Origin of the sequence: Streptomyces sp. NPDC087263, from assembly GCF_044744645.1 — a bacterium.
Lineage (GTDB): Bacteria > Actinomycetota > Actinomycetes > Streptomycetales > Streptomycetaceae > Streptomyces.
In genome coordinates, this window is record NZ_JBIUYT010000015.1 from 1 (window position 1) to 18,920 (window position 18,920).

Consider the following 18,920-nt stretch of genomic DNA (forward strand, 5'->3'; position numbering starts at 1 on the left):
GGAACGGACACTTCCTTCGTACTCACCCGAGAGACTCTCTCAGGCTTTCCTCCGGGCGTTTCCCTTCGGTCTTGCGTTTCCGACTCTATCAGACCCTTTCGGGCCTGATTCCCAGTCAGCGGGGTTTGTCTTTGCGGCCGTTGGGCCGTTCCGACGTCTCAAACTTTAGCGGATCCTCGCGGCAGCTCCTAATCGAGCTGTCGCGCCCAAATCGAATTGAATTCGGGCACACCGAATTGAACCCCGGTGGGAGATCGTACTGGTGGTTTGGTTGCCGCTTTTGCGGCGAAGGTGTTACCGCAGAACCGTTACGGCTCCGTGGCAACTCGAAGAACCTTACGCGTCGGGCGTGGGGGTGTCAACCTGCCCTGTCAAGATCTTTAATCCAGGTCGGTGAGACGGCCGCCGGCATCCGGCTGGGCGTGCTCCACACGGCGGAGGAGGCGGGTCAGAACCTCGCCGAGGACACCGCGTTCCTCGGCGGAGAGGTCCTGGAGCAGCTCCTCCTCGAAGCCCGAGGCGAGGCGCATGACCTCCAGCCACTTCTCGCGGCCCTCGTCGGTGAGCTCCACGATGACGCGTACGCGGTTCGACTCGTCGCGCTCCCGGGTGACCAGCCCCTCTCCGACCATGCGGTCGATGCGGTGGGTCATCGCGGCCGGGGTCAGACCCAGCACCTTGGCGAGGTCGCTCGGGCCCATGCGGTAGGGGGCACCGGAAACAACCAGGGCCTTGAGCACCTCCCACTCGGCGTTGCTGATGCCGAGTGCCGCGGTCTGGCGTCCATAGGCGACGTTCATCCGCCGGTTGAGGCGGGAGAGGGCCGAGACGATCTTCTCGACCTGGGGGTCGAGGTCCCGGAACTCTCGCTGGTACGCGGCGATCTGCTCGTCGAGTGTCGGCTCGCTGACGCCGGGGGTGTCGCCCATGGGGCGAAGTATCGCACGGGCTCGCTTGCCGTTGAAGTCCTTCGATGTGTATTGTTTAGATCCTAACTTTAGCTTTGAAGTCTTCAGGTCTGCACCCTTGCACGGTCATGCGCTCTGAGGACCTCACGACCAGGGCAGGTGAAAAGTGACCAGGGCGATGGGCGCAGCGATGCGCCGGATCCATGTGGGCAACGCACTCAGCGCGTTCGGGCTCGGCTTTACCGTCCCCTTCCTCTACGTCTACGTGGCGCAGGTGCGGGGACTCGGCTCCATGACGGCGGGCGTCGTGCTCGCCGTCTTCGCCGTGGCCGCTCTCGTCGTACTGCCGTTCGCCGGGCGGGCCATCGTCCGGCGCGGCCCGCTGCCGGTCCTGCTCGTCGCCCTGGTCACGGCCTCCCTCGGAGCGCTGAGCCTCGGGCTCGCGAACAGTGCCACGACCGTGGTGCTGTCGGCGGCCACGCTCGGTGCCGGCCAGGCCGTGATGTCGCCGGCGCTCGCGACGATGATCGTGGACTGCTCCTCGGCGGACACCCGGTCGCGTGCGTTCGCGACGCAGTTCTTCCTGCAGAACCTGGGACTCGGCGTCGGAGGACTCATCGGCGGCCATATCGTCGACACCTCGCGCGCGAGTTCGTTCACGCTGCTTTTCTCGATCGAGGCGGCGATGTTCCTGCTGCTGGTCGTGATCATGTCGACCGTGCGGTTGCCGCACACACCGAAGATCGAGGGTGCGCCGCAGGCCAGGGGCGGCAGTTGGAAGCAGCTGCTCGGCAACCGGGCCATGGTGCAGCTGTCCGTGCTGGGCTTCGTGTTGTTCTTCGCCTGCTACGGACAGTTCGAGTCGGGGCTCTCCGCGTACGGCGTCGAGGCGGCCGGGATCTCCACCTCCGCGCTCGGTACGGCGATGGCGGCGAACACCGCGATGATCGTGGTCGCGCAGTTCGCGGTCCTCAAGTTCGTGGAGCGCCGGAAGCGGTCGCGGGTGATCGCCGCGGTGGGGCTCATCTGGGCGGTCGCATGGCTGACGGCCGGCTATGCGGGCCTCGGGCACGGCAGCCAGACCATGGCCACCGCCGCGTTCGTCTCGACGTACGCCCTCTTCGGGCTTGGTGAGGCGATGCTGTCGCCGACCGTCGCGCCGCTGGTCGCCGATCTGGCGCCGGCGGGCATGGCGGGGCAGTACAACTCGGCCTTCGCGCTGGTGAAGCAGCTCGCGCTGGCGGTCGGTCCGGCGGTGGGCGGTCCGATGGGGGCCTCGCTGCACGGGCCGTACGTCGTGACGTTTCTACTGTTCTCGCTAGGCATCACCTACCTCGCGATCCGGCTGGGCCGGCAGCTCACGCCCGTACAGAATCAGCCGTCGCTCGCGAGGAGCCGGGTGGTCGCGCAGGGTGGAGTTCCGGCGGAGCCGGTGCGGGCCGCGGCCTGACGGACGGACACACAACGGCCGCCACCACTTCTCGAAGTGGTGGCGGCCGTTTCGCTTGTCGTCAGCGGATCCCGGTCACCAGGTTGGCCGCGAAGGGGAGGGTCGCACTGCCGTCCGGGGCGGTGCGGTCCTTGAGGTGGGTGTGGACCGCTCGGCCTGCCTGTACGAGGGCTTCGTGGCCGCCGTGGTCGACGATCGCCTGGCCCCAGGGCACCGAGGAGAGCTGGCCCGCGGCGTAGTCGGCGAGGGGCGGGAGGGCGATGCCGAAGGTGACCTCGTGGACGGTGACATCGTGGAAGCCGGCCTCGCGGAGGGTGGTGGTGAGGCCGTCGGGGGTGCCGGAGAAGGCGGCTTCGTAGCTCGCGACGACTTCCGGAGCCAAATGTGGAGCCACGTACTTCTTGACCGCTTCGTACTGGGCCACGAAGTACGGGATCAGCTTCCTGTCCGCCCAGGCGGTGGCCGCGAAGTGTCCGCCGGGGCGGGTGACCCGGGCCGCCTCCGTGAGGGCCGCACGCAGGTCGGGGAAGAACTGGACTCCCTGCTGGCAGACGACCGCGTCGAAGGTGGCGTCCTGGTAGGGGAGTTCGTCCGCGGAGGCCTCCGTGAACTCGATGTCCGGGTACATGCGGGGTGCGCGTGCCTTCGCGACCCTCAGCATGCCTTCGTTGATGTCCGCGCCCGAGACGCGGCCGGCGGGGCCGACCCGGGCGGCTGCGGCGCGGGCCACGAAGCCGGTGCCGCAGGCGAGGTCGAGGACCGTGGCGCCCGGGGTCAGGTCCGCTGCGTCGAGGATCGCCGCGACGAAGGGCGCCATGATCGGCGCGGCGTACTGCTCGTATCGCTCAGGCGCGCTGCCGCTGAGCTGAAAACCCGTTTCGTCTGCCATGGGTGAGCTACTAGCACCGGGTGGGGTGGGGGGCTAGGTGGCGCGCAGGGATGGGTGCCGGGGGTGGGTGCCGGGGGTGGGTGCCGGAGGTGGGTGCCGGAGGTGGGTGCCGGAGGTGGGTGCCGGAGGTGGGTTTTTCGCCCCCTCCGCCCCTGCCCGTCCCGTACCTGGGGGCTGCCGCCCCCAGACCCTCGCTTCGCGCTCACGCGCTCGTGCTCAAACGCCGGACGGGCTGACTACTTCAACGCGAACTCGCACCACACCGCCTTCCCCCCGCCCGGGGTACGCCGCGACCCCCAGCCGGAGGCGATCGTGGCGACGATGGCGATGCCGCGGCCTGCCTCGTCGGCGGGTTCGGCGCGGCGGCGGCGGGGGAGGTGGTCGTCGCCGTCGGTGACCTCGATGATCAGGCGGCGGTCGGTGCGGCGCAGCCGCAGGCGCATGGGCGGGGTGCCGTGCTGGAGGGAGTTGGCGACAAGTTCGCTGGCGGCGAGGACGCCGAGGTCCTGGAGGTCGGCCGGGAAGCGCCAGCTCGTCAGGACGCCGGAGGCGAAGGCACGCGCGCGTGGAGCGGCTTCCACGCCGCCGAGCAGCTCCAGGGCGGCGTTGCGGAAGAGGTCGCCGTCCGGGCCCGTACGGGCGGGGTGCTGGAGGACCAGGACGGCCACGTCGTCGTCGTGGTCGGCGGTGACGCCCAACGAGCGGACCAGTCGGTCGCAGACGACCTGGGGGGTGCCGGTGGCACCGGAGAGGGCACGCTCCAGGGAGGCGATTCCCTCGTCGAGGTCCTCGTCGCGGCGCTCGACGAGGCCGTCGGTGTAGAGGACGGCCGTCGAGCCGGGGCCGAGTGGGACCGAGCCGGAGGCGTGCAGCCAGCCGCCGGTGCCGAGCGGCGGTCCTGTGGGTTCGTCGGCGCGCACGACGGTGCCGCTCTCGTCCCGGACGAGAATCGGGAGGTGGCCCGCGGAAGCGTAGATCAGCCGCCCCTCGTTCGGGTCGTGGACGGCGTACACGCAGGTGGCGATCTGGTTGGCGTCGATCTCAGTCGCGAGGCCGTCGAGGAGTTGCAGGACCTCGTGCGGGGGCAGGTCGAGGCGGGCGTACGCGCGTACGGCGGTGCGCAGCTGGCCCATGACCGCCGCGGCGCGCACCCCGCGGCCCATGACGTCGCCGATGACGAGCGCGGTGCGGCCGCCGCCGAGGGTGATCACGTCGTACCAGTCGCCGCCGACCGCGGCCTCCGTGCCGCCGGGCTGGTAGGTGGCCGCGATGCGCAGGTCGTCGGGCTCCTCCAGCTCCTGCGGGAGCAGCGAGCGCTGGAGGGTGACGGCGGTCTCGCGCTGGCTGCGCTCGCTGGCGCGCAGCCGCTCGGCGGCCTCGGCGTGGTCGGTGACGTCGGTCGCGAAGATCAGTACGCCGCCGCCGTGGCCCTTGGGGGAGGTGTCGACGGGGGTGCAGGTGAAGGTGTACGAGCGGCCGTTGGAGGTCTTGCGGGACTTGACCGTGCGGGACTTGGCGCTGCGCAGGACCTGGTCCAGGAGCGGGAGCAGGCCGAGCTCGTCCAGCTCGGGGAGCGCCTCGCAGGCGGGCTCGCCGACCGGTCGTACGCCGAAGGCCGCCGTGTAGGAGTCGTTGACGTACGCGACGCGGTGTTCGGGGCCGTGGACGAGAGCGACGAGGGCCGGGACGCGGTCGAGGACGTCGCGGACCGGCAGTTCGTCGACGGCGGGCACGGGCGGCGCGTCGTCGGTCAGCTGCTCGGCGCGGGCCGCCGGCACGGGAGCGCCTTCCCCTCGCAGGTCCGGGGAGACCGGGTGTTCGGTCTGCGCCGCGGTGCGGCGCTGCGTTCCGGGGAGCCGGGCGCTCCAGCGCGTGAAGTTCACTGTGGGAAGGGCCTCGTGGGTTAGAAGGGCGAGCGGTGGGCCCGCCTGGGTCGTGGACCAGTCTGGCCGACCGGACCGACATCCGTCAGACGCCGGCCTGACCGGTGGAGTTCCAGGGTCCGGTCAGGACGACCCCTTCGGGCCGAGCTTCGGGTCGAGAGGATGCTTTCCACCGGCCGCGAGTTCGAACTCCGCGCGGGGATGTTCGAGCGAACCGAGAGAGACGATCTCCCTCTTGAAGAGCCCCGACAGGATCCATTCGGCGAGCACACGGGCCTTGCGGTTGAAGGTGGGCACCCTGCTCAGGTGGTAGACGCGGTGCATGAACCAGGCAGGATAGCCCTTCAGCTTGCGCCCGTAGACGTACGCGACACCCTTGTGCAGCCCGAGGGAGGCGACCGAACCGACGTACTTGTGGGAGTACGTTTCGAGCTCCTCGCCGCGCAGGGAGTGCACGATGTTGTCGCCGAGGACCCTGGCCTGGCGTACCGCGTGCTGGGCGTTGGGGGCCGTCTCGGTGCCGGGCTCCGCGGTGACGTCGGGGACGGCGGCGGCGTCTCCCGCGGCCCACGCGTGCGTGGTGCCGTCGACGGTCAGCTGGGGGGTGCACTTGAGGCGGCCGCGCTCGTTCAGCGGGAGATCGCTCGCGGCGAGGACCGGGTGCGGTTTCACTCCGGCGGTCCACACGACCGTACGGGTCGGGAAGCGGGCGCCATCGCTGAGGACGGCGATCCGGTCCGCGCAGGAGTCGAGGCGGGTGTCCAGTCGTACGTCGATGTTGCGGCGGCGCAGCTGGGTGACCGTGTACTTGCCCATCTCCTCGCCGACCTCGGGGAGGATGCGGTTCGAGGCCTCGACGAGGATCCACTTCATGTCCTCGGGCTGGACGTTGTGGTAGTAGCGCGCGGTGTAGCGGGCCATGTCCTCCAGCTCGCCGAGGGCCTCCACGCCCGCGTAGCCGCCTCCTACGAAGACGAAGGTCAGGGCCGCGTCGCGGATCGCGGGGTCGCGGGTGGAGGACGCGATGTCCATCTGCTCGATGACGTGGTTGCGCAGGCCGATGGCCTCCTCGACGGTCTTGAAGCCGATGGCGTACTCGGCGAGACCGGGGATCGGGAGGGTGCGCGAGATCGAGCCGGGGGCGAGGACCAGTTCGTCGTACGAGAGGTGTTCCGCGCCGGCGCCCTCTTCCTCGCCGGCGAGGGTCGTGAGGGTCACGGTGCGCTTGGCGTGGTCGATCGACTGGGCCTCGCCGATGACGATCCGGCACCGGTCCAGGACCCGGCGCAGCGGGACGACCACGTGGCGCGGCGAGATCGAGCCCGCGGCGGCCTCCGGGAGGAACGGCTGATAGGTCATATACGGGTCCGGGGTGACGACGGTGATCTCGACCTCGCCCCGTTTAAGTTCGGACTTCAACTTCTGCTGGAGCCGCAGAGCGGTGTACATCCCGACGTAGCCGCCGCCGACCATGAGAATGCGCGCACGTTCCTTCACCACCCCATGACGCACCCGGCACTGGAGTTTGTCCACAGCCTCGACAATTTGTGTGACCGGCCACCGCCGACGCGGAGGGCGGCCCGAATTGCCGACTTATGAGGAAGAAGCGCAGGTCAGCGAGGATGTAAGGGGTACCTGAGGGAGGAGCAATGGGGACGTAAACGACCCGTACTCCGATCGGGGGGCGCTCCGTGCGGAACCTGCCCCTTCTGAATTGACCCCCTCTCAACTATGTTCGTGTGTCGACGGGGTGTAGGGGGATGCGCTCGACGAGTTCGTACGACGGACTCGTGCACACAAGCTTGTTCCGCGCGCTCCGGCTGCCGATGGCGGGGAGAGTCTCCGGGGGGAGACGTCATTACCGGGGGAACGCTTATGCACATTCAGGAATCTCATTGGTCATCCGCGTCTGCCACCGCGTCCGGTGGCATCGTCGGCGCGGCAGCGGGCGGCGACGGCCGCGGTCCGGGCACCGGATCGCGTACGACACCGCTTCGCGTGGACGCACAGCGCAATCTGGAACACGTACTGCGCGCGGCGCGCGAGGTCTTCGGCGAGCTGGGATACGGCGCGCCCATGGAGGACGTGGCGCGGCGCGCCCGGGTCGGCGTGGGCACGGTGTACCGACGCTTCCCGAGCAAGGACGTCCTGGTCCGCCGGATAGCCGAGGAGGAGACCTCCCGGCTGACGGACCAGGCGCGGGCGGCGCTCGGGCAGGAGGACGAGCCGTGGTCGGCGCTCTCGCGCTTCCTGCGCACGTCGGTGGCCTCGGGCGCCGGGCGGCTGCTGCCGCCGCAGGTGCTGCGGGTCGGCGTCGCGGAGGACGGCACGGAGGCGGAGGACGCACGGGTGCCGCAGCAGCGGTCCCAACCCGCCTCCGAACTGCGGCTCGTCGAGCAGCGGCCGGTGCCCGCGGAGGAGGTACTGATCGCGGGGGCGGACGACGCGGGTGCGGCGCAACTGCTGGACGTGGTGGGCCGGCTGGTGGAGCGGGCGCGTGCGGCGGGCGAGCTGCGGGCGGACGTGACCGTGGCGGACGTACTGCTGGTGATCGCGACGGCGGCGCCCTCGCTGCCGGACGCCGCTCAGCAGGCGGCTGCCTCGGCCCGGCTCCTCGACATCCTGCTGGAGGGGCTGCGCTCACGCCCGGCGTGAGCGGCACCAACCACCACCGACCGCCACCACCAACCACCAACCACCACCGACCGCCGCCACCACCAACCACCCACGACCAGCCACTGACCACCAGCCACCACGAGCACCTGGTTCTGTCCGGGCGCGGGTGCTGCGTCACTTCGTCACTCGCGCACCGGGTCCACCGGGTCCACCGGGTCCACCGGGCCCACCGGGCCCACCGGGCCCACCGGGCCCACCGGTCACGCTTCGGACATTCCAGGCGCGGCGCCAACTCCCTGCCGGGAGCCGTTTGTTGACTATTCCCCAAAAGAGTGACGGCTAGTGCTGGCGTATGGGAAGTCCCCACGGACGAGTGGTAGGTCCCCACGGGGGCGTCAAGCCCCTTGTGCCTGTGGCAGTCTTGCCCGTATTCGGGTCCGAGTGTGCAGGCGGGGGCTTTCCGCGATGAGCTTTGACGGGCGGGACGAGTCACTCGGTGACGGTGGCGCGGACGGCGGCACGGAGACCGGCGGGCTGCCGTCGCAACAGGTACCCAGCCAGGGTGGTCCGCAAGATGGTCCACAGGGCGGTCCACAGGGCGGTCCGCAGGGCGGCACTCCGGGTGCCGCGCCCTCGGACAGCGGGACCGATCCCAGCGTTCCGCCGCAGCGGGACCGGTTCGACCGGCGGGACGGCGGCAGCGTCCTGCCCCCTCCGTTCGACCCGCCTCCGTTCGATCCGTCGTCTCCGGCCGATCTCTCTCCGATCGATCTCTCTCCGGCCGATCTGCCGTCGTCCGACGCCGATCTGATCGAGCGGATGCGCGCGGGTGACGACACGGCGTACGAGGGGCTGTACCGGCGCCATGCCGAGGCCGTGCGCCGGTACGCCCGCACCTGCTGCCGTGACACGCACACCGCGGACGACCTCACGGCCGAGGTGTTCGCCCGCATGCTGCAGGCCGTACGCGGCGGCAGTGGCCCCGAGCACGCCGTACGCGCGTATCTGCTCACGACCGTCCGCCGGGTCGCCGCGAACTGGACGAAGACGGCGAAGCGGGAGCAACTGGTCGAGGACTTCGCGGTGTTCGCCGCGCAGGCCGCCCGGAGCTCGGAGGTGTCCGACGACGACACTCTCGACCTCGGCGCGGATGTGCGCGCGATGCACGAGGCCGAGCAGTCCATGGCCATGCAGGCGTTCCGGTCGCTGCCGGAGCGCTGGCAGGCCGTGCTGTGGCACACCGAGGTCGAGGACGAGTCGCCGAGCGATGTCGCCACCCTCTTCGGGCTCGACGCCAACGGCACGCGGGTGCTGGCCAGTCGCGCCCGCGAAGGCCTCAAGCAGGCCTACCTCCAGGCGCATGTGAGCGCCACGCTCACCATGGACGAGGAGTGCGCGCGCTACGCCGACCGGCTCGGCGCCCACGCCCGCGGCGGGCTGCGGATGCGCGCCGAGCGCGGGCTGCGCAAGCACTTGGATGAGTGCGCCAAGTGCCGCCTGGCGGCGGGCCAGATCAAGGAAGTCGCCAGCGGGATCCCGTCGCTCGTGCCGATCGCGGTCATCGGCTGGTTCGGTGCCGCCGGGTACGCAAAGGCCGCCGCGCTCATCGCCGGTGGGGCCGGCGCGGGTGCGGCAGGTGCGGCCGCCGCGGCGGGCGGCAGCTCCGGCGGGGCGAGCGCGGGTGGCGGCGCGGCCGCCTCGGAGGGGCTGGGCGCGCCGGTCAAGGCCGGTATCGCCGCGGGTGTCGTCGCGGTGGCCGCGGCGGCGCTGGCGCTCGCCCTGGCCGGCAACGAGACACCGCCCAAGAAGCCCGAGGCCAAGCCGGCCACCTCGCCCGCCGCCGAGGTACCCCTGCCGTCGCCCAAGCCGCCGAAGAAGGCACCCGCGCCCAAGCCGCCTGTGGTGGCGGCACCTGAACCCACCCCCACTCCGACGCCCACCCCCACCCCGAAGCCCACACCCACGCCCAAGCCGTCGCCCACCCCGGCGAAGCCGAAGCCCACGCCCAGGCCGACGCCTCCCCCGCCCCCCACTCCGACACCGCCGCCTCCGCCCGCGCCGGTCGTCTACCAGTGGAGCGAGCTGGACTACAACGTCAACGGCGACGGCACCAAGCCCGAGATGCGGCTCGGCGAGAGCAGTTGGGTGTGGCAGCGCTTCGGGGTGTCGATCGCGGACAAGCAGTACGTGCACGGGGTGACCGTCCACGGCCACTCCTCCGTCACCATCGACCTCAACCGCAACTGCTCGGCGTACGACGCCGTGGTCGGCATCGACGACATGACACTGGGCCTGGGCCAGGTGCGCTTCTCCGTGTACGCGGACGGCTCCCGCATGTGGCAGTCGCCGCTCGTCAAGGGCGGCGACCAGGCGATCCCCCTCCATGTGAACCTCGCCGGCCGCAAGACCATCCGCCTCGTCGTCGAGCCCCACTCCGTCCTCGACTCGACGGCACTGGCGGACTGGGCGGAGTCGAAGTTCCTGTGCGAGTGAGTTCGGGTGGGTGGGCGGCGCGAACAGGGGTAGCGGTCGGCGAGGTGCTCCGCCCAGCCGCGCGGTCAGGCGTCGGGTGCTCCGCAGAGCCGGCTAGCCACGCGTCGGCGAAGTGCTTCTCAAATCCGCATAGCTAGACGTCGACGGGATACTCCGTCGACGGAATGCTCCTCCGAGCCAGCCAACTAGACGTCGGCGGGATATTCCTTCAGCGCCCCGGCCATGTCCCGCTGGGCGTCGTCCCGGGTGAAGTCGGCGCCCGCGGCGCGCTCGGACCTGTAGCGGACGGGGCCGAGGGCTGTGATCGCGGCGGCCTCCGTGCGCTCGGCCGCCGTACGCTCCTGGGCACACCGGGGATGGCCGCCCCGCCATCGCGTACCGACACCGAGCAGACGGGCCGCACGCGGATGGTCGCCCAGCTCGGAGAGAAGGCCGGCGGCGCAGTCGACGAGGGCGGCCAGCACCACATCGGCGCAGCGTCCGGACACCGCCGCCGGCAGGGCGTCGGACAGCTTCCGCAGACCGTGCTCCGGGCCGCACCGGGCGGCCGTGATGACCGCGTCGACCAAGTCCAGTGCCGCCATGAACTGCGGAGGCGGGGTACCGCGGAAGCCCTCCACGCGTGCCTGCTCGTACATTTCGTGGGCGAGGGCGACCTCCCCGTCGTCCAGGGCGACCTGGGCCCGCAGCAGGTGGACGAACGCACGGGCGTCCGGCACCCCGTACCGATCGGACGCGGCGCTCGCCTCGTCCAGAGCCGCCAGCGCCCGGGAACGATCGCCCTCGCGATAGGCGATCTCGGCCAGCCGCGCCGTGAGGAAGGGCGTCTCGGCGTACGCGCCCACCTCGAAGGAGAGCCGCAGCGCCTCCTCGTACTCCCCCTTCGCCTCGTCGAAGAGACTGCGTGACATGGCCGCCTCACCGGCCGCGCTGCACACCAGGGCCCGCATCCAGCGGTCGCCCACCCGGCGGCTGAGCACGCGCAGCTCGGCCAGGTCGTCGTCCACGCCGGGCATCCCGCCGGGGGCGTCGACGGCCAGGTGCGTACGGAACATCAGGATGAAGCCGACCTCCCACTCACCGCCGTACAGACGGCAGTTGGCGATCGCGGCGTCCATGGCGGGCCGCAGGTCCTCCGTGCTGCCCATGTAGTAGGCGGCCAGTGGCCAGATGATGCCAGGGAGAATTGCCGCTTCCGGGCCACCCTTTTCGAAGACGGACCGCACACGCGCGGTGTACTCCCGCATCGGCCCGTCCTCCTGCCCGGCCAGCGGGTCGATCTCCACCTTCATGAACAGGTACAGCATGCGCAGCCTCATCCGCATGGCGTACAGCGGGTGATGCTCGTCGTGGTCGGGGGCGGATGCGGGGGCTTCGAGGAAGGCCGCCACCGGGTCGACGGCGGCCAGGAAGGCGAGGGGTGCGTCCTGGTCGCGGTCGGGAGAGTCGCCCGGCCTGCCGCACCGACCGGGGGCGGACGGAGTGACGCCGGCGCTGACCGCGCACAGCCGCAGCACCAGGTCCGTCCACTCCGCGCCCTCGCGGCGGAAGTTGCGCAGCCACCAGAACCAGCCCATGGCGAGGACGAGGGCGCCGGCCTCCTCCTCGTCACGGACGAGAACGGTGCGGTAGACGGCCGCCCGGATGTTGTCGAGCTCGGTCTCCAGCCGCCGGATCCACGGCAGTTGCTCGGCGGAGCGCAGCAGCGGCTCGGCCTCCTCGACCAGCGCGCGCACCCACGCGCGATGGCGCCGCTCGGCCTCGGCACGCTGCTCGGGAACCTCGGCGGCGCGCTCGGCGGCGTACTCATGGATCGTCTCCAGCATGCGATACCTCATGCCGCCGCCTCCCCCGCCTTCCTCCCCGCCTCCGTCGTACGCCGTTGCGACGATCAGGGACTTGTCCACGAGCGAGCCGACGAGGTCGGCTGCGGGGCCGGTACACACCGCCTCCGCGGCCACCAGGTCCCAGCCGCCCGCGAAGACGGACGCCTCGCGCAGAACGGTCCGCTCCCGCTCGTCGAGCAGGTCCCAGGACCAGTCGACGACGGCGCGCAGGGTCTGCTGGCGGGGCAGCACCGTGCGGCTTCCGGAGGTGAGGAGCCGGAAGCGGTCGTCGAGCCGGTCGGCGATCTGCCGGGCCGTGAGCAGCCGTAGCCGCGCGGCAGCCAGCTCGATGGCCAGGGGCAGACCGTCGAGCCGCCGACAGATCTCGTCCACCGCCGCCGAGTCGTGGAACTCGGCGTCCGCGTCGGGACGGACGGCCGACGCCCGCTCCAGGAAGAGGCGGCGCGCCGGATCGGGCGGCAGGGGCTCGACCGGGCGCAGCAACTCGCCCGGCACGCCAAGGGGTTCACGACTGGTGGCGAGGATCGTGAGCCCGGGGCAGTGCGTCAGCAGGGTTTCGGCGAGTTCGGCGGCGGCGCCTATGACGTGTTCACAGTTGTCAAGGATCAGGAGCTGGTTGCGCGGCGCGCAGTACTCGACGAGCAGGGCGACCGGGTCGTCCTGAGGTCCCGCCATCTCGTTGGTGATCAGCACGGTTTCGCGCAGACCGAGGGCGCTGACCACGGCACCGGGGACCGCCTCCGGCCGGTCGAGCGGCGCGAGCTCGACCAGCCACGCCTGGGGAAGCCCGGCGGCGGCTTCCTCGGCGAGACGGGTCTTGCCCGAACCCCCCGGTCCGGTCAGTGTGACCAGTCGTGCCCTCTGCACATCCGAACGGATGGCGTCGATTTCGGGTTCCCGCCCCACGAACGAGTTCAGACGCGGACGAATGTTGCCGTTCCGGGCGGAACGCGAGGGGTCGCCGGGCGCCGGATTCTGAGCCACCGCGTCCTGAGCCGTCGGCTGCTGAGCCCGCCGCTCCGCACCCGCCGTCCGGGGCGGTCTCCCGTTCCCCGACCTCACCCCGGCCTCGGCCCCGGATTCCAGCAACTCCCCGTGCAGCGCGCGGAGTTCCGGCCCAGGATCCGTTCCCAGCCCGTCCGTCAGGCGGCGCCGCGTCCTCTCGAACGCGGCCAGGGCGTCCGCGCCACGGCCGGCGTCGCGCAGGGCGCGGATGAGCAGGGCGTGCAGCGCTTCGTCGTACGGGTGAGCCTCCGTCAGTTCCTTCAACTCCGGTACGACGTCATCGGCGCGGCCGAGTCGCAGGTCGGCCTCGACACGGGTCCGGGTCGCCTCCGCGCGCAGGGCTTCCGGGCGGGTCGCGGCGGTGCGGTCGGGGAGGTCCGCGAGGGCGGGGCCCCGCCAGAGGGCGAGGGCGTCGCGCAGGTGGGTGGCGGCGGTCGTGGCGTCGTCGCTTGCGAGTGCGGACCTGCCCTTTGCCACGAGGTGCTCGAAGACGAACAGGTCCACGTCGTCCTTGGCGGCCCTCAGGCGGTAGCCGCCTGCCTCCGAGGTGACCGTGTCCTTGCCGATCGCCCGGCGCAGGCGGCCGACCAGGGCCTGTAGTGCGGCGGGCGCGTCCTGTGGGGGCTCGGCGGCCCACACCTCGTCGATCAGGGTCTCCGGGGTGACCGTGCGGTCGGGGCGTTGGGCCAGGGCTGCGAGCAGTGCGCGGACCCGGGGGCCGCCCACCGCCACCAGGGCCCCCCGGTCGTCCTCCACCTGGGTCACCCCCAGAATCCCGTACCGCACCCACCCATTCTCCCCGCCCCCACCCCTCCGCAGCACCGCCTTTTCTCCGGCGAGCCCCCGAGATACCCCGACGCGGACGACCAACCACAACCTTCTTTCGCCCCCTCCGCCCCTACCCGTCCCGTACCTGGAGGCTGCCGCCCCCAGACCCCCGCATCGCGCTGAACACGCTCGTCCTCAAACGCCGGACAGGCTGAAAATCTCTCCCCGACCCACGACGGCACAGGAAAACTCCCTCAGGTGGGTGGGACCCGGGATGGCACCACCTCGACCTCAAGCTCCGAACCCCGCGGATGGATGGGTGGGTGGAAACGCAAGTGGGGCGGCGATCGGAACCCCCACGGCCCGCAGCCGAACGACGACGGAAGGGGGCGTGCCGGTACGTCCACATGCCCGTCGCGTACGCCCGCGTCACCGGACCCGCCACCCCTTGCCCAACGTCTGATCCGGCGGCGACGGGCGGGACGTACCGGCACGCCCCCGACCCACCCACCAGACGGCACACGCACCCGCACCGGACAGCGCGCACCCACGGGCACCGGCACAAGGCACCGGCCAGCTAACCCCGGCGGGCAGCCCCCGCACCCAACGCCCGCCCCTGCGGCACAATCCCCGCCGGCACCGCCCGCTGCCGAGCGGGCGTCCCCGTCCAACAGGTCCCCCGCCGACCCAGCAACCGCCGCAACCACACCTCAAGGGAGACGAGATCCGCCAGCCCGTCCAAGGGCAGCGGCTCCCCCGAGGCGGCCGCGCGCAGCGCCTTGCGGACGACGCGTGCCTCCACCAGCCCGGCCTGCGCCAGCAGAGGCGTGTCGAACAGAGCGATCAGGGAATCCGCGGCGACCCGCAGCCCCGTACGTGCGGCAGCCGCCGAGGAGGCGTGGGACGGCGCGCCCCATCCGGGCGGCAGATCCCCCACCCCGGCCCCCTCCAGCACCGTACGGAGGATCGCGGCCCGGGCGCCGGGCTGAACCCGCAGTGCCTCTGGAAGGGCACGGCACGCGCGGACGACCTGGTTGTCGAGGAACGGCGTGTGCAGCCGCTGGAAACGGACCTCGGCGGCCTGCTCCAGGACGCGCAGATCGGACGCGTGGCGCGCGAGGGCGGCTCGCGCGCGGAAGTCGCCCGGCCGCTGCCCGGGACCGACGCCGGCCCGGCCCGAGACAACCTGTAGGCGAACCGATACTTCAGCCAGCGCCTCACCGGTGAGCCAGCGCGCGGCGGGCCCGGGTCTGGCCCAGGTGAGCGCCGCGAGCGAGGCCCCGACGGCACCGCCCGGCTCGTCGAACCGGCGCTGCATCAGGCGGTCGGCGAGGACGTCGACCCCGGTGCGGTACGGCGTACGGGCGAGCTTGCGTGCCGCGCCGTACACGCGCGCGGGGACCATGACGGACCCGTCCGCCTTGGTGAGCGCGGCGACGGGCTTCACCAGGTGACGGCGTTTGCGGTCCATCAGGAGGTCGGCGAGCCGGGCCGGGTGGGCGTCCATGACCTGCCGGGCGCCGTACCCCGTGAAGTGATCCGCGCTCCCGGAGGACAGCCGGGCCCGGTGCCGCGCGGCGGTCACGAGGGACGGCCCCGGCTCGTCGGTGAGCGGCCCCTCCAGGTCGGCGTAAGGGAGCGTCTCCTCGCCCCCGGTGACCACCACATGGTGGAGCCGGGGATTCGCGGCCAGCGAGCCCGCCCGTTCCAGCTCCGATTCCCGCCCGCCGACGGCGAGGTCGTTGAAAGTGACCGCCAGGAGACGCTCACCGGCGCCCGTGCCGTGCCCCAGGACTGTCCCGGGCGCCCCAGGGAGCCCCGCCGCGAGCAGCGCCAGCGTGGCCGAGGCAGGCCCTCCGGAGAGGTCGGCGCCGATCCCCGGGACGGGCATCCCGCGCGCGGCCCGCCGCTCGGCGGGCCCCATGCCGGGCACGGGCCCGGGGTCCACATCGGTCCCCGGCACGTGCCGGGGCGCGGCGAGACGGGCGCGTACGGCCTCTACAAGGGCGTCGCGTACGGCGTCCACCGCGCTGATGGGATCGGCCGAGGGGGTGGCGACGGCGAGGGAGGTGGTCTGCTCGTAGCTTGCGATCTCGCGCGCCCCGGCGCGCAGGATCAGCGCATGCCCCGGCGGAATGCGCCGTACGCCCTCGTACGGGGTCGAGTCCTGCACCGCGGCCGGTACGTCGGGGGCGGCCAGCATCGCCGCCAGGTGCCCGAAGTCGAGGTTGGCCTCGATGAGGTCGGCCAGCGGCAGGGCGGCGGTCGCGTACGCCGTACCGCCCGCCCAGGGGGTGTAGAAGACGGGCCTTGCGCCCGCGAGGTCGCCCGCGACCATGAGGCGGCGGCCGACCTGGACGACGGCGGTGTAGCTGCCGGACCAGGCGGTGAGATGGCGAAGTGCGCCGCCGCGCGCGGCGAAGAGTCCCACCCGCAGTTCTTCGTCGGAGGCTCCGCAGACGCCGAGGACGGCCATCCGGTTCTGCTCGTCGGCCTTCACGACGCGGACCTCGTCGGGGCGCCAGTCGCCGACGGCCCAGAGCGGATCGGGGTCGCCCCACAGGAGTTGGGAACCCACCGGGTGAACGGTCTCCCCGTCGCTTCCCGTGGCACCCGCCGAGCCGATTTCAGGCGCTCTGGCGACGGTGCTGCTCCACCCCACCAACCATCGCATCGCCGCCTCCACAGGCTGTGGACAACCAGTGCACCGTACGAACGGGCACCATGCTGCCACGAAGGAGGCACACGGGAGGGCACCTGGGGCGGCTTGCGCTCCCTGAAGTGCGCCCCCGTAGGGGTGTATTGAGCCCGTCAGGAGCAAGTCGACAGCAAGACACCGAGGACATACCGGCACCGAACGATCGACGGACGAGCGACGGACGAGCGAGCGACGGAACGAGGACCGACCCGCGACCGACCGGCAACCGACCAACGACCGACCGCAGCGGACCCGCGACCGTCGGGCAGCAGATCCGCGACCGTCCGGAGACGGACCGATAACCAACCACCACCGAATCTGCGACGTGAATGCGCCCCCGATACACTCCCCAAAAACACCCCGTGCGCCCTCAAGTGACGTGGTAGGAGCGCTAATTGCCCGCAAAGACCACCGTTGATTTTCAGCCAAATCGGCTTTTGGCGGTCAGGTCCGCACACGCTCCGTACAGGCCTTCCGCACCGCTTCGCCAACGCACAGTCCGGGAGGCGGAGTTCGCCTCCCGGACCGGTCCGCCGCCCGCGGGGATGTAGGCGGCGGTGTCCCCCAGCCCACTGGATCCAGTACAGCGGGCCGACCCACGCATCATCCATGGAAGCGCTCCCCCGGTGGCCGGAGAAGAGCGCACGGACGGGCGCACAGCCACACAACGGGAGCACACCGCAACCGTCCGTACTGTCGTACGGACCACAATCCCGCCATCCGGAACTACGCCCCTTAACGCTTGGGATGCAGCGAACTACGCTGGGTTTACGAATGCCGGGTGGTTATGCCAGCGCGGCAGCCGTCTGTGTCGAGGGGTGGCGCATGTCCAGGGAGCAACGCGGGCCGAACGAAAAACTCGGCACCGTTCTCGCCCTCGCGGGAATCAGCAACGCAGGACTCGCGCGTCGCGTCAACGATCTTGGCGCTCAACGCGGGTTGACTCTTCGCTACGACAAGACGTCGGTGGCGCGCTGGGTGTCGAAGGGAATGGTGCCCCAAGGTGCCGCGCCGCACCTCATCGCGGCCGCGATCGGCCAGAAACTCGGCCGTCCCGTGCCGCTCCACGAGATCGGCCTGGCGGACGCGGATCCCGCGCCGGAGGTGGGTCTCGCCTTCCCTCGTGACGTCGGGCAGGCGGTGCGGTCGGCGACGGAGCTGTACCGCCTCGACCTCGCCGGGCGCCGGGCCGGCGGCGGTATCTGGCAGTCGCTCGCCGGATCGTTCGCAGTGAGCGCTTACGCAACTCCCGCTTCGCGGTGGCTGATAACCCCGGCCGACAGCTCGGTGGCGCGCGAGGCGAGCCCCGGTGAGGGCTCCGGAGCGCCGCAGAAAGTCGGCCACAGCGATGTGCTGAAGCTGCGCGAGGCAGCCGAGGACGCCAGGCGCTGGGACTCCAAGTACGGGGGCGGCGACTGGCGTTCCTCCATGGTGCCCGAGTGCTTGAGGGTGGAGGCGGCGCCGCTGCTGCTCGGCTCGTACTCCGACGAGGTCGGCAGGGCCCTGTTCGGGGCGAGTGCCGAACTCACCCGCCTCGCCGGGTGGATGGCCTTCGACACCGGCCAGCAGGAAGCCGCCCAGCGCTACTACATCCAGGCCCTGCGGCTGGCCCGGGCGGCCGCCGACGTGCCCCTGGGGGGCTACGTACTGGCCTCCATGTCCCTCCAGGCGACCTACCGCGGCTTCGGCGACGAGGGCGTCGACCTCGCCCAGGCCGCCCTGGAGCGCAACCGCGGCCTGGCCACCGCCCGCAACATGAGCTTCTTCCGGCTCGTCGAGGCACGCGCGCACGCACGCACCGGTGACGCCCATGCGGCCGGCGCGGCCCTGCGGGCCGCCGAAGGCTGGCTGGAGCGGGCCCGGGACGGTGACAACGACCCTTCCTGGCTCGGCTTCTACTCGTACGACCGTTTCGCCGCCGACGCCGCCGAGTGCTACCGCGATCTCAAGGCACCACGCCAGGTGCGCCGCTTCACCGAGCAGGCGCTGTCGCAGCCGACCGAGGAGTTCGTACGCTCCCACGGTCTGCGGCTGGTGGTCTCGGCGGTCGCCGAACTGGAGTCGGGCAATCTGGACGCGGCCTGCGAGCAGGGCGTCCGAGCGGTGGAGGTCGCCGGGCGCATCTCCTCCGCGCGCACCACGGAGTACGTGAAGGACCTCCTGCACCGGCTGGAGCCCTACGGCGACGAACCGCGCGTGGTGGAGCTGCGGGAGCGGGCGCGGCCGCTGCTCATGGCACCGGCCTAGGTCCTGTGAGGTTGGGGACGCGTCTGCCTGGCTGGTGCCGCCTTCGGAGCGCGGGTGATCAGTGGCTGGTCGCGAGGTTCCCCGCGCCCCTGGTCGCCCCTGCGGGGCTCCTTGGG

The 18,920-nt window shown here is 71.6% G+C and carries 10 protein-coding genes; 4 read left to right on the top strand and 6 right to left on the bottom strand.

The window, feature by feature from the left end; genetic code table 11:
- Positions 1–380: 380 nt before the first annotated feature.
- Positions 381–929, bottom strand: coding sequence for a MarR family winged helix-turn-helix transcriptional regulator (locus ACIPC1_RS36505; RefSeq protein ID WP_402525196.1), 549 nt, complete (start codon positions 927–929; stop codon positions 381–383).
- Between the two features lie 157 nt (positions 930–1,086).
- Here ACIPC1_RS36505 and ACIPC1_RS36510 point away from each other — a divergent pair, with 157 nt between their 5' ends.
- Positions 1,087–2,358, top strand: a complete 1,272-nt coding sequence (locus ACIPC1_RS36510; RefSeq protein WP_402525198.1) for an MFS transporter — start codon at positions 1,087–1,089, stop codon at positions 2,356–2,358.
- 61 nt (positions 2,359–2,419) lie between these two features.
- Here ACIPC1_RS36510 and ACIPC1_RS36515 read toward each other — a convergent pair whose 3' ends face one another.
- The 3 genes from ACIPC1_RS36515 to ACIPC1_RS36525 all read right to left on the bottom strand — a co-directional run bounded on the left by ACIPC1_RS36515 (position 2,420) and on the right by ACIPC1_RS36525 (position 6,630).
- Positions 2,420–3,247, bottom strand: coding sequence for a class I SAM-dependent methyltransferase (locus ACIPC1_RS36515; RefSeq protein ID WP_402525200.1), 828 nt, complete (start codon positions 3,245–3,247; stop codon positions 2,420–2,422).
- Positions 3,248–3,483: 236 nt separating this feature from the next.
- Positions 3,484–5,130, bottom strand: a complete 1,647-nt coding sequence (locus ACIPC1_RS36520) for a SpoIIE family protein phosphatase (protein ID WP_402525203.1) — start codon at positions 5,128–5,130, stop codon at positions 3,484–3,486.
- Positions 5,131–5,253: 123 nt separating this feature from the next.
- Positions 5,254–6,630, bottom strand: coding sequence for an NAD(P)/FAD-dependent oxidoreductase (locus ACIPC1_RS36525; protein WP_402525205.1), 1,377 nt, complete (start codon positions 6,628–6,630; stop codon positions 5,254–5,256).
- A 375-nt stretch (positions 6,631–7,005) separates the two neighbouring features.
- Here ACIPC1_RS36525 and ACIPC1_RS36530 point away from each other — a divergent pair, with 375 nt between their 5' ends.
- Together ACIPC1_RS36530 and ACIPC1_RS36535 are read left to right on the top strand one after the other, a co-directional pair.
- Complete coding sequence (locus ACIPC1_RS36530; protein WP_402525208.1) at positions 7,006–7,785, top strand: TetR/AcrR family transcriptional regulator; 780 nt, start codon at positions 7,006–7,008, stop codon at positions 7,783–7,785.
- Between the two features lie 426 nt (positions 7,786–8,211).
- Positions 8,212–10,239 carry a sigma-70 family RNA polymerase sigma factor gene (locus tag ACIPC1_RS36535; protein ID WP_402525210.1) on the top strand — a complete coding sequence of 676 codons (2,028 nt, stop codon included), beginning with the start codon at positions 8,212–8,214 and terminating at the stop codon, positions 10,237–10,239.
- A 185-nt stretch (positions 10,240–10,424) separates the two neighbouring features.
- Here the strand turns inward: ACIPC1_RS36535 and ACIPC1_RS36540 are convergent, their stop codons facing one another.
- Positions 10,425–13,877: an AfsR/SARP family transcriptional regulator gene (locus ACIPC1_RS36540; RefSeq protein ID WP_402525213.1), complete on the bottom strand. Its 3,453-nt coding sequence runs from the start codon at positions 13,875–13,877 to the stop codon at positions 10,425–10,427.
- Positions 13,878–14,436: 559 nt separating this feature from the next.
- On the bottom strand, positions 14,437–16,533 hold the full coding sequence (locus ACIPC1_RS36545; protein WP_402525216.1) for an asparagine synthase-related protein: 2,097 nt from the start codon (positions 16,531–16,533) through the stop codon (positions 14,437–14,439).
- Between the two features lie 849 nt (positions 16,534–17,382).
- Between ACIPC1_RS36545 and ACIPC1_RS36550 the strand changes: the two genes are divergently transcribed.
- Positions 17,383–18,804 carry an MFS transporter gene (locus ACIPC1_RS36550; RefSeq protein WP_384387746.1) on the top strand — a complete coding sequence of 474 codons (1,422 nt, stop codon included), beginning with the start codon at positions 17,383–17,385 and terminating at the stop codon, positions 18,802–18,804.
- Positions 18,805–18,920 lie beyond the last annotated feature (116 nt).